Below are 12,603 nucleotides of genomic sequence, written 5' to 3'. Positions count from 1 at the left end.
GTTACTCACCCGTGCGCCACTCTACTTACCCCCGAAGGGGCTTTCTCGTTCGACTTGCATGTGTTAGGCACGCCGCCAGCGTTCATTCTGAGCCAGAATCAAACTCTCCAGTTATGAAATGAACCCAAGCCAGCTCTCTCAAGCTGACCTTTATGCTTAAAACCTTAATATGTTCTAACTCGCTATTTAATTGTCAAAGACCTTGCCTGTCTCCATCAGCAAAACGCAGCTTCTAATCTCCTGCGAACAGCCGTGTCAACAAGTTTCTCAATCAAAGATCAGGTTTACAACCTTTACCGCATTACTTTTGCATCCAGTTGCGGCGAGGAAGAAGTGTCTATCTATCTCCTTATCCGGTGTCAACGAGTTTTTGAAGTTTTCTAAAACTTTTTTACTTCATAAAATCGTATTTCGGCATCGGTATACTGACCCCTGTTGCTCATTCAAAGATCACTGCTGCTCAAAAAAACAACCGCGTCAAATGCTGTCAACGCGGCAAGAAAGGAGTCTCTATCCAAGACAATCCCACCTGTCAACTTGTTTTGAAAATCTTTTGAAACTTTTTTTCAACTGGTTGAAAAGACACAGAGCAGATAGGCAATGACGCTGATAATCCACCGTAGATACAACCCCCTCAGGCAACCCTTTTCAGCAGGCAACGCCCTTTTTGATGATGGTCCGCAGCAGAAAGGGCGTTGCCTAAATGTTCCTGAAGGGATCAGAACTCGAGATGATTCACGGTCCGGGGAAAGGAAATCACGTCACGGATATTGGTCACCCCGGTTATGAGCATGAGCAGCCGCTCAAATCCCATGCCGAACCCGGCGTGGGGAACGCTGCCGAATTTACGCAGATCCCTGTACCACCAATAATCGTCATTGTTCAATCCCATTTCCTGGATGCGGCCATCAAGGACATCGAGCCGTTCTTCGCGCTGGGAGCCGCCAATGAGCTCACCAATTCGGGGAACCAGAATGTCCACGGCCGCAACCGTACGGTTGTCATCGTTAAGACGCATATAAAACGCCTTGATTTCCTTGGGATAATCATACACGGCCACCGGCTTCTTGAAATGCTTCTCCGTCAGATACCGTTCGTGCTCGGTCTGCAGGTCCAGACCGAATTTTACAGGATATTCAAACTTCGCCTTGGCCCTCTTCAGGATCTCGATGGCCTCGGCATAGGGGAGGCGGACAAATTCATTGTCAACGATATTGTCCAGGGTGGCGAACAAGGTCTTGTCCACGAACCGTCCGAAAATATCCAGATCATCCCGGCAATGTTCCCGGACATGGTTGATGAAATACTTGGTGCACTCCTCGCCGAGGTCGATGTCGTCGGCGAGGTCGGCAAAGGCCATTTCCGGTTCGAGCATCCAGAACTCGGCCGCATGCCTGGGAGTATTGGAATTCTCCGCCCGAAAGGTCGGGCCGAAGGTGTACACATTCCCCAGGGCCGTGGCCATGTTCTCGGCCGACAATTGGCCTGAAACCGTGAGGGACGCCTTTTTCCCGAAAAAATCCTGCCCAAAATCGACCGTGCCCTCATGCAGGGGAAGCTTGTCAAAATCGAACCCGGTCACCGTGAACATCTCTCCGGCCCCTTCACAATCCGAACCCGTGATCACCGGCGAGTGAATATGGTAAAACCCCTTGTCCCTGAAATAGGTATGAATGGCATAGGAGAGTTCCGACCGGATCCGGGTAATGGCGCCGTACTTGTTGGTCCGGGGACGCAAATGGGCGATGGAGCGCAAAAACTCGTCGGAATGCCTTTTTTTCTGCAGGGGAAAGGTCGCGGGATCAGCAGAACCGAGCAATGCGATTTCCTTGGCCCGAACCTCCCATTTCTGCCCCTTGCCCGGGGATTCCACCAGCGAACCCATAACCTTGATCGAGGCTCCGGTAGTGATGTCAGGCAGTATTTCATAACCTGAAATGCCCTGGTCAATGATCACCTGGATATTCTTCAAACAGGAGCCATCGTTGACCTCCAGAAAGGAGAATCCCTTGGCATCCCGTTTTGTGCGTACCCATCCGCACAGAGTCATATCATCCATACCGGATTCTGCCGCAAGGGCCTGGCTCACCCGCGTTCTCTTCATGGTCCTGCTCCTTATAGAAAGTTCTCTTGTATCCCCAGCCCGGAATCGTGCACCCCTCGTGGTCATTATTGTAACCGGCCCGAGGAGATGGCAGACGAAAATTTCCCAACGTCCATCTCTCAGTGACGGGCGGTTCTTCCCTAGCCTCGAGTCGCTTCAAATTCAAGAGCAAAATGACCGGGGATCACAACGAATGCTGTTTTCATCCAAGCGGTTGAAGGTAACGAGGCCGGCGAGGAAATTTCCAGTCGACTGTAACAAGGCAAAAAGCCACAGGACCACATCAGCCCCGGGCCATGGGAATGTGGAAATCAGAGCATATTTACCGGATCGAGGTCATAGGTGAATCTCAGATGACGATCTTTTCCAAAATGGTGATCCACAGCCGCAAAAAGCTGTCTGATGGCCGGCCAGGTATCCGCCTTGATCAAACATTGGAATCGAAGACGGCCCCGTAAAACCTGCAGGGGAGCAGGAGCCGGACCAAGGACTCGCAATCCCAGCCGAAAGGCCTGACTTTCAATGAGCTCACGAACCCGTTGTATCCGGTCAGTCCCGTTTTTCCACTCAAGCGGATAGCTGATGCGCAAAAGCCCCAGTTTGATGAATGGGGGATAGGAGAACCTTCTGCGTTTCTCGATTTCCTGGGTGTAGAATCCGGTGTAATCGTTCGTGCGGATGAACCCCCAGCAATAGTGGTCTGGATTGCGGGTCTGAATGAGCACCTTGCCCGGTTTTTCACCCCGACCGGCCCTGCCCGCCACCTGAACCAGCAATTGAAAGGTCCGTTCCGTGGCCCGGTAGTCGGGAAGATTGAGTCCCAGATCCCCGTCAACCACCACCACAAGGGTCACTCCGGGAAAATGATGTCCCTTGCTGAGCATCTGGGTTCCCACGAGCACCTGCTGCCGTCCCTTGGCAAATTCATCGAGAATCTGCTCCATCTGCCCCTGACGCCGGGAGGAATCCCGGTCCAGACGGGCTATTCCGGTTCCCTCGGGAAGGGAACGGGACAAGAATTCCTCGAGCTTTTCCGTGCCGGCCCCGACAGGCTGGAAGATCGATCCCCCGCAGTGATCGCAGATCATGGGAAAGGGCCGGGTGAATCCGCAATAGTGACAGACCATGCGGTTCACATCCTTGTGATAGGTCAGACTGATCCGACATTGAGGACATTGGGCTGGTTCACCACAATCCTCACAATACAGGACCGGGGCGTATCCCCTTCTATTGTGCATGACGATGACCTGGTCACCTGCGGCCAGCGCGGTGTCCAATTCCTGACGGCAGATGGCTGCAAAGGGACCGGCAACGGCCGGAGAGGTCTTCAGGTCGATTAGACGGATGTCCGGCAGGGTCGTCGTGCCGATCCGCCGGGTCATGGAAACCAGTCCGATATCCTGCTCACTGGCTGCATGAAAGGTCTTCATGTCCGGCGTGGCCGAACCGAGAACGAGCAGCCCGTTCGATCGCCGGACCCGGTAATATCCGACCTCCTTGGCATGGTAGACCAATCGTTCGTCCTGCTTGAAGGAGCCGTCATGCTCCTCGTCCAGGATGATCAGGCCCGGATCAGGACCTGGAAGAAAAAGGGCCGACCTCGTTCCCACGACGACAAGGGGTTTCGTGTCTTCAGCCATCCGGGCAAAGGTCGCCTCCCGGGTTCGTGGCGACTGGTACCCGTGATACAACAGAACCTCCCTGTCAGGGAAAAAACCCCGAGCCTCGGCAAAAAGCTGCAGGGCAATGGCCACTTCCGGGGCCAGAAGCAGAACCCGTTGACCATTCTCCAGACAGGCCCGGGCCAGTTCCAGATACACCCTGGTCTTGCCGCTTCCTGTCACACCGTGCACCAGGCAGGAGGCTGGAGCCGGTTTGGCCAGCAGTCCCCGCAACGTTTCAAGACTCCTGGTCTGTTCGGCGGAAAGGGGAAAAATCTCCTTGAACTCCCGAGGCAAAGGCGGTTCGGGTTCGTACGGGGTCGAACGCACACCGACCAGCCCCTTGGATGTCAGGGACTCCAATATACCGGCGTTTGCCCCCTCCACCTCCTTGCGGACCTGCGACCAGGCAGCACCCCGTTTGTCCCAGAGATAGTGCAGAATATCCCATTGACGCATGGCATTGGGACGTATCGGCCACGGCGGATCATGGACAACGTAGCAATATTTTTCCTCTTTGGGGGCGACGTACTTTCTGACCATGGATCCGGCAAGCCATTTGGCACTCAGATCCTGGAGAGCCGATTCGTCCATGCGGGCCAGGCCGGAAACAGTGATCTCTTCGCCTAAGGCTGTATCGAGAAACAGGGGTTTGACATCCTTGAGAAACCGGGGAAGCACATTGCCCAGGACACGACCGGGAAGCTGAGATTGTCTGAGGGCCAGATCCTGAAGGAGCGCGACATACCCGCTGTCCAGACAATCCCTGGAGCAGGCCGGCCAGAGAATGTTCCGGATTCGAAATGTAGTTTGCCTGATCGTTGAGGGACCGAGCAGAACCCCAATCCGATATCCCCTGCCCATGGGAACGACTACCACGAGACCACTGTGCCAGAATGATACGGGAAAATACCCGGGAAGCTCATAGGTCAAGGTGGAAAACGGAGCGCTTATGATGGCGACATCCCAGCAGACAGGTTCCATGGCAGGAATCAACGGGAGGTTTGGACGTAGAGGGGACACGCATCCAAAAGAGTGAACAGCGGCGAATCAGAGGAATACATTGCCTTGCCCTGTAATTGTCGGTCCATGACACGCGGAGAAAAAAGATCCTTGTTCAGGGGAATATTCACCCCGTTCCAGCGAACATGCATCTCAAGGGAACGTTGACCATCCCCTGTATACCATACCCTGTGGGGAAGCCAGAAATTACCGATCCTCGACCACTCATCCCATATCAGATCGCAGCTTCCATTCTCTTTTTGCCACATGACGCGCAGAGGCACGTGGCGTTCGTTGTCGATCCACAATTGGGTTGCCAGGAGTTGTCCATCTTCGGCCCCCATGACCAGACAGGGACGGTCGAGGAGAAATTGATAGGACATGACCGTAGGATCCATGCCTTTGTCTATCCAGGTACTCACAGGAAACTGCCAGATAACGAGCCAGGGAAGGACAGCACGTCCCTGACGGGGAAATGCCCTGGCAAGGGAGGTCCGGGTACCCAGGGCAACTCGTGCAAGCCGGGGGCTCTCTTTGGAGGCATCCACGAACTCCTGACGCCAGGTCTCCCCCTGCACCCAAAGGTTGCATGTTATTTCGGGATAGTCGGGAAAGGACACGATGGCCTGAAAGGAAGACAAGGGTTGCATTTCCCTTCTGACATCTTCGGCCACTTCACCGGGTTTGGGAAAAAAGGCAAAACATGTGGACGCCATGTTCAAGGAACCAAGCACCAGAACCGTCATAATGATCTTGACCAGAAAATGCATGCAAACTCCCTCTGCAGTGGGACGAAAAAAGACGATGGTTCCGGACAACAAATCCGGAAGCCATCGTCTGGAACAGAAACAGACGGACAATCAGGTTCGGGGAAGCATGGACCGAAGATTTTCAACCAACTCGTCTCTGAGTCCCTTGTCCTGAAGGGCAAAATAGATATTGGCCGAAAGATATTCCACCCAGTCACCGGTATCGAACCGTTTCCCCTTGAGCTTGACGGCCAGCAGTCTGTTCTTCTTGGCCAGAAGCTGCAGGGCGTCTGTGAGCTGGATCTCCCCGCCCTTGCCCGGAGCCAGATTCTCCAGATATTCAAAAATTTCAGGGGTCAGCACATAGCGCCCGATCATGGCCAAGTTGGAAGGCGCCTCCTCGGGAGTAGGCTTTTCCATCATCCCCCGGACCCGGTACATGTCCGGGGCAAACTCCTCGGCCTGCAGGATACCGTACCGGTCGACCTTTTCCCGGGGAACCTCGACCACGCCGACCACGGGCATGTTTTCGGACCGGGCCACTTCCATGAGCTGCTTGATCCCGGGCTCACGATCAAAAAGCAGATCATCCCCCAGCATGACCGCAAAGGGCTCATCCTTGATGACCTCCCGGGCACAGAGCACCGCATGTCCCAGCCCGAGCTGCTTCTTCTGACGCACGGAAATGATGTTGACCATCTCGGCCACCTTGCGGACCTCCGAAAGCATCTCCATATTTCCGGTGCGTTCGAGCAGGGATTCCAGGGCCAGATTGTAATCGAAATGATCTTCGATGATTTTCTTGTTCTGGTTGTTGACGAAAACCACGTCCGTGAGTCCGGCCTGCATGGCCTCTTCGACCACATATTGAACCGTGGGCTTCTTGTAGACAGGAAGAATTTCCTTGGGAACGTTCTTGGTGGCTGGTAACGATCTGGTGCCCCATCCAGCGACAGGAACAACGACTTTACGAATTTTCATGAGATATTTCTCCTTTTACGTACGTGAAGAACGGGATTTCGCAAACACGGGTTCAAGGGCGGACCCTTGTGGGGTGTCACTCAATCCCCCAGCCCCTGTTCCACTTCCTGGGCCAGGGTTTGGGTCAGTGAATCGACCAACCCGCAGTCCTCGCATTCGACCATGACCCGGGCCACGGACTCGGTTCCGGAGTATCTGAGCAGAACCCGGCCGCGTCCCTTGAGGCGGTCCTCGGCATCAGCGATTGCCTTCTTGATGGAAGGGACCTGTTCAAAGGGAATTTTCCGTTCAACATGGACATTGACCAGCTTCTGGGGAAAAGGCTGCAAAAGTCCAGCCAATTCAGAAAGAGGTTTGTCACGTTCACGCATGATCCGCAGAAGCTGCAGCGCGGCCAGGATACCATCCCCGGTCGTGCTGTGCTCCATGAAAATGGTATGTCCGGATTGTTCCCCGCCAAGGGCGATACCCTGTTTACGCATGGCCTCGACAACATACCTGTCGCCCACAGGCGTTCGGATGAGCCGGCCGCCCTTTTCCTGCATGAATACCTCTAAGGCCATGTTGCTCATGACGGTCGCAGCCAGGGTGTTTCCCGGAAGGGCACCGCGGTCCATCAGATCCATGGCACAGATGGCCATGATCTGATCACCGTCCAGGATATGTCCGTTTTCATCGACCACGATGAGCCTGTCACCATCTCCGTCCAGGGTCAGGCCGATATCGGCACCGGTTTCCAAAACCTTGGCTGCAGCCACCCCGGGATAGAGTGAGCCGCATTTGCGGTTGATGTTCAACCCGTCGGGCTCGTTACCCAGTTTGAAAACCTTGGCCCCAAGTTCCTCGAAGATAAGCGGGGCGACCTTGTAGGTAGCACCATGGGCGCAGTCGAGCACGATGCGAATACCATCCAGGGTCAATTGGGACGGAAAACTGTGTTTCAGATAGACAATATACCGGCCGGCACTGTCTTCGATCTTGGCGGCCCGGCCGATGGCCTCGGGCAGGGGGATATCCCATTTCATGTCCGGATTCATGACCATTTCGGTAATCTCGTCCTCCACATGATCCGGCAGCTTGAACCCGTCCTTGTCGAAAAACTTGATCCCGTTATCCATAAACGGATTGTGTGACGCGGATATGACCACCCCGAGATTGGCACGCATGTTCTTGGTCAAAAAGGAAATGGCCGGGGTGGGCATGGGACCGACCATGAAAACGTCCATGCCAGCGGCACAAAAACCCGATGTAAGGGCCGACTCGAAAACATACCCTGAGAGCCGGGTATCCTTGCCGATAAGCACCCTGTGTCTGCGATGCCCCTTGCGAAAGTATTGTCCGGCAGCCAGTCCGAGTCGCAGGACCAGTTCGGGTTGCATGGGAAAAATATTGGCCTGACCTCTCAGGCCGTCGGTTCCAAAAAGACGCGTGGTCATTTGTTCTCCCTAGTCTGTTTCTTTTCTACGGTAATAGCCAGATTGACCGGATTGGCTTCAAGCAAAATCGTATCCTCGGGAAGAATGATCTTGTAGGTTTGTTCATAGCTGCCTGTTGTGGTGATCGAATCCGGTCCGACCTGAGGATTGATGGTCTCCCGCCAGTCTTCCTGACGCAGCAAGGACAAAGGAAGTTCGAGTTTGAGTCGCACAAAGGCAGGATCAACGATCAAATCGAACCCCTCGGGTGCCACGACAGTCACCGGGCGTTTGACCCACAGGGTTCTCGTTTTGGGACCCAATCTGAAAAAAGCCGTCACATCGGCGACCTCGGTCTCCAATTCCTCGTGAATGTCCAGTCCGATGGCTGTTTGCCAGATCCGGGGAACCTCACCAGGCAGTTCCACCTCCTTGGTGGGCACCTCCTCCATCTCCGACAGCACGGCACTGGCTCCCGTCAAGGTGATTGTTTCCGGTCTTGCCCAGGTTTCCTTGAGCACCAGATCATTGGGAACCTCTCCATGCCAGACAACCTTTACGGGTAGAGTTTTGGAGACAATCTTGTCGACATTGAGTTCAAGACGTGGTGGGGATATCTCGATGACCTCCAAAGAGGTATTCAGGGGAATATTTTTTTGATTGAGGAGAATGGTGTTCGTACCAAGACGCAGAGAGCTCAATTTGGCTTTGTACGCCAGATGCTGACTGTCGAGTCCACGGATTATACCGCTGGCCCCCCGAACCCGAACCTGAATACGATTACGCATCCCGCTGCGGATGACATAATCATCAGGCAGATCCGAGAACTCGAGGGGTATCTCGATCCAGGTATCGACCTTTTCACTCCCGGATACCAGATACCAGCAAAAAAAGGCCAGAAACAGAGACAACAGCCTGTATTGCCAATGTTCCTTGAATTTATTTAGCCAAAGCACTGACAAGCACCCTCTTGAGACGAACCTCCTCGAGGCTCGTGATTATTTTTCCGCCAATGGCAACAGAGATGGTCCCTCGTTCCTCGGAAACCACCACAGCCAGGGCGTCACTCTCCTCGGTAATTCCCATGGCAGCCCGATGTCTGGTACCCAGACTCGCCCTGTGCTTGAGCCCGACGGCCAGGGGAAGAATGCACCCTGCCGCAGCGATTCTATCATTGCGAATAATCACCGCGCCGTCATGCAAGGGGGTGTCCGGATAAAAAATGGTCAACAAAAGGTCCCTGGTAACCAGCCCGTTGATCTCCACACCCCGCTCGACAATATCCCCAAGGGGCGTATTCCTTTCTATGACCACAAGGGCCCCGGTCTTGGAACGCCCCATATCCGACAAGGCCAGGACCAATTCGTCGATGACCTCCTTACCGATCCGATCCTTGACCCAGAAACGACCCGCCCCCATGGCCGAGAGGGCCTTGCGGATATCCTTTTGGAACAAGATGATCACGACCAGGAAAATGGATCCGAGAAATTGTCCCAGAAGCCAATGCAGGGTGTATAGGCCGAAAACCCCGGAGCTGTAATAGACCACAAGAAGCAGAAAAAGCCCATAGATCACCGAAACCGCACGCGTTCCCCTGATGAGCAGAATCAGTCGATAGAAAATAAAGGCGACCAGGACGATGTCGACAACATCCTGCCAGGAGAATTGCAGATTGAATGAGTGCAAGAAATCGAGCATGAAGGGCCTGCAACGGGTTGAAAATCAGGATGGATTCATCGCCTGGACAATGCGTAGAGTTTTTCGGCACGCTCCAACATCGTGAACACGGTGGATACCTACCCCTCGAGCTGCCAGAAGTGCCGTAGCCACCTGGGTCGCAGACCCGCGTTCATCCTTGGGAAGGTCCAAGAGGTCTCCCCACAGGGACTTGTTGGACAGCCCCATGTACACAGGCCGCCCCAAGGCAAAAAAACGATCAATATTTCGTAGAATGGCCAGGTTATGCTCCAGGGTCTTGCCGAAACCGATTCCGGGATCGATGACGATCCGGTCTTCAGGAAGACCGGCTGAAACCAACCAGTTCATTTTCCTGGCAAAATAATCCAGGAGTTCGCCCACAATATCATTATAGCGGGGATTGTCCTGCATGGTTGCCGGCCGTGCCGATGTGTGCATGAGAACATAACCGGGTTTGTAGTGAATCACAACATCCTTGAGCGTGGGATCGAAAGAAAATCCCGAGATATCGTTGACAATGGCAACACCTGCTTCCAAGGCAGCCCGGGCCACATCGGCCTTGTACGAATCAATGGACAGCACCAGCTGGGAATGTGCCTCCAAAAGCCCCCGGATGACCGGAAGCACCCGTTTTTTTTCACTGGATCCGGAAAGATGAGCGGCACCCGGCCGGGTGCTCTCCCCGCCGATATCGACAATGTCCGCGCCAAGGGCATGCATGGCACGTCCCGCATCCACGGCTGATTGAACCGAGTCGTATCGCCCACCGTCATAAAAGGAGTCCGGGGTGACATTGAGAATCCCGGCCACGATAAAGGGGGCAGGGCCTACGACCCTGCCCCCTTTCACAGTCCATCTGGTTGCCATATTCGGGCGAATCATGGTCAATTGTCATCCTCTTCCAGGGAGAATTCCTCGTCATCGGGTTCTTTTCTGGTATCCCCTTTGGGGGCATTGGCAAGAACCTCGGGAGAAGCAAGGGTTTTCCCCTCCATGATCAAATCGACTTCCTTGCCGGTCAAGGTCTCCCGTTCCAGCAGGGCTGTGGCCAAACGGTGCAATGTCTCGAGATTTTCTTCGAGAAGCTCCTTGGCCTTGGAGTGCCCCTGAGTGACAAATCGCTTGATTTCAGCATCGATGATCCGGCCGGTTTCTTCACTGTAATTTTTATGGGACATCATATCCCGGCCAAGAAAGACTTCTCCGTCCCCTTCTGTCATGGAGATGGGTCCAAGCTTTTCGCTCATTCCCCATTCACAGACCATTTTTCGGGCCATCTTGGTGGCCCGCTCAATATCGTTTCCCGCACCCGTGGTCATCTGGTCGAAGACGATCTCTTCAGCCACCCGACCGGCCAGCAGGACAGCCATATTGTTCTCCAGAAAGGTCTTGGAATAGCCGTGACGATCTTCCCCGGGTAGCTGCATGGTCACGCCCAGAGCACGGCCGCGGGGGATGATGGAAACCTTGTGCACCGGATCGGTTCCGGGAAGCAGTCTGGCCACCAGGGTATGTCCGCCTTCATGATAGGCGGTGGTCTTTTTTTCCTCGTCACTCAAAATGAGGCTGCGCCGCTCCTTGCCCATGAGCACCTTGTCCTTGGCCTCCTCGAAATCACGCATGAATACCTGATCCTGATCAAGCTTGGCCGCTCCAAGAGCGGCTTCATTGACGAGATTCTCCAGATCCGCACCGGAAAAACCAGGAGTTCCCCGGGCGATGACTTCCATATCGACCTCATCGGACAGGGGGACATTGCGGCTGTGAACCTCGAGAATACGCTTGCGCCCCTTGAGATCCGGGCTGGGAACAACGACCTGGCGATCGAAACGCCCCGGACGCATCAACGCGGGATCAAGAACGTCGGGACGGTTGGTGGCAGCGATAAGAATAACACCTTCATTGGACTCGAATCCGTCCATCTCCACGAGCAGGGCGTTCAAAGTCTGTTCCCGCTCGTCATGGCCCCCGCCGAGTCCGGCACCACGCTGCCGTCCCACGGCATCGATCTCATCGATGAAGATAAGACACGGAGCGTTCTTCTTTCCCTGGATAAAAAGATCACGCACCCTGGCGGCACCCACACCCACGAACATTTCCACAAAATCCGATCCGGAAATGGAGAAAAACGGAACACCGGCCTCACCGGCAACCGCTCTGGCCAAGAGCGTCTTACCCGTGCCGGGAGGGCCTACAAGAAGCACCCCCTTGGGAATGCGGCCACCCAAACGAGTAAACTTTTTAGGATTACTCAAAAAATCAACCACTTCACTCAGTTCGTCCTTGGCTTCGTCCACACCGGCCACATCCTCGAAGGTGACCTTGGTCTCCTCCTGGGTGACCATCTTGGCCCGGGAACGTCCAAAGGACATGGCCTTGCCCCCGCCTCCCTGCATCTGGCGCATGAAGAAAATCCACACCCCGATAAGCAGGAGCATGGGAAACCAGGAGACAAGGATGGTCATGTACCAGGGGGCTTCCTCCTGAGGCTGGGCCTCAACCTGGACATTGTTCTCGACCAGGGTATCCACAAGCTGGGGATCATCTGGTGCATAGGTGGAAAACATCTGGTCACTGATCAATTGACCAGCAATCTTGGGCCCTTGGATTTTGACACTCACAACCTCGCCGCTTTTGACCTTGGCGAGAAATTCCGTGTAGGTCAGTTTGAACTTGGGCGCCTGCGGCTGGTTGAAAAGATTGAATAGGACGACCATGACCATGGAAATCGCCGCCCACAGCAAGAGATTCTTGGAAAAACTGTTCAAGCCTCACTCCTTCTTAAAAACTGTGAGATGACAAGATGTTGTGCCATTTTGGTCATAACGCCTGTCATTCTCATGAATAGTATGATGTTCAATTATGATCTCGACTTTCGGGGTTAGCGATTAGTCGTTAATAGTTTGTTTTTATTGACAAGAAGTCCTTTTTCACCAACGAAACTATCCATATTTTTTTGGACTAGTTCCAAAATGCTTCCAAGGACATTTGCC

Annotated in this window: 9 protein-coding genes and 1 rRNA gene; all 10 read right to left on the bottom strand. The window is 54.2% G+C overall.

The genetic code is table 11. From position 1 onward, the window contains the following. A 16S ribosomal RNA gene (locus ACTVJH_RS14995) occupies positions 1-114 on the bottom strand; the annotation flags it as partial. 604 nt (positions 115-718) lie between these two features. Beyond that, positions 719-2,104 carry an asparagine--tRNA ligase gene (asnS, locus tag ACTVJH_RS14990; RefSeq protein WP_455992455.1) on the bottom strand — a complete coding sequence of 462 codons (1,386 nt, stop codon included), beginning with the start codon at positions 2,102-2,104 and terminating at the stop codon, positions 719-721. A 311-nt stretch (positions 2,105-2,415) separates the two neighbouring features. Next, entirely contained in the window at positions 2,416-4,749 is a 2,334-nt protein-coding gene (priA, locus tag ACTVJH_RS14985; protein WP_455992452.1) for a replication restart helicase PriA, read from the bottom strand. Positions 4,750-4,757: 8 nt separating this feature from the next. Further along, entirely contained in the window at positions 4,758-5,537 is a 780-nt protein-coding gene (locus ACTVJH_RS14980) for a hypothetical protein (RefSeq protein WP_455992450.1), read from the bottom strand. Between the two features lie 90 nt (positions 5,538-5,627). Beyond that, the gene (gene galU, locus ACTVJH_RS14975) at positions 5,628-6,497 is read right to left on the bottom strand and encodes a UTP--glucose-1-phosphate uridylyltransferase GalU (RefSeq protein WP_455992448.1); all 870 of its coding nucleotides are present in this window, start codon (positions 6,495-6,497) and stop codon (positions 5,628-5,630) included. 80 nt (positions 6,498-6,577) lie between these two features. Next, positions 6,578-7,933 (bottom strand): phosphoglucosamine mutase, encoded by a 1,356-nt coding sequence (gene glmM / locus ACTVJH_RS14970; RefSeq protein WP_455992445.1) that lies wholly within the window; start codon positions 7,931-7,933, stop codon positions 6,578-6,580. Beyond that, positions 7,930-8,868: a CdaR family protein gene (locus tag ACTVJH_RS14965; RefSeq protein ID WP_455992457.1), complete on the bottom strand. Its 939-nt coding sequence runs from the start codon at positions 8,866-8,868 to the stop codon at positions 7,930-7,932. The genes glmM and ACTVJH_RS14965 overlap by 4 nt, the downstream gene beginning before the upstream one ends. Next, positions 8,852-9,610, bottom strand: a complete 759-nt coding sequence (gene cdaA, locus ACTVJH_RS14960) for a diadenylate cyclase CdaA (protein WP_455992442.1) — start codon at positions 9,608-9,610, stop codon at positions 8,852-8,854. Before cdaA ends, ACTVJH_RS14965 begins: the two co-directional genes overlap by 17 nt. A gap of 24 nt (positions 9,611-9,634) precedes the next feature. After that, complete coding sequence (folP, locus tag ACTVJH_RS14955) at positions 9,635-10,492, bottom strand: dihydropteroate synthase (protein ID WP_455992440.1); 858 nt, start codon at positions 10,490-10,492, stop codon at positions 9,635-9,637. A gap of 2 nt (positions 10,493-10,494) precedes the next feature. Then, positions 10,495-12,378 (bottom strand): ATP-dependent zinc metalloprotease FtsH, encoded by a 1,884-nt coding sequence (gene ftsH / locus ACTVJH_RS14950; RefSeq protein ID WP_455992437.1) that lies wholly within the window; start codon positions 12,376-12,378, stop codon positions 10,495-10,497. Positions 12,379-12,603: the final 225 nt, after the last annotated feature.

The organism is Desulfoplanes sp. PS50 (genome assembly GCF_053851535.1).
The sequence above is the reverse complement of the archived record's forward strand: the minus strand, read 5'-3'. Positions and strand labels throughout refer to the sequence as shown.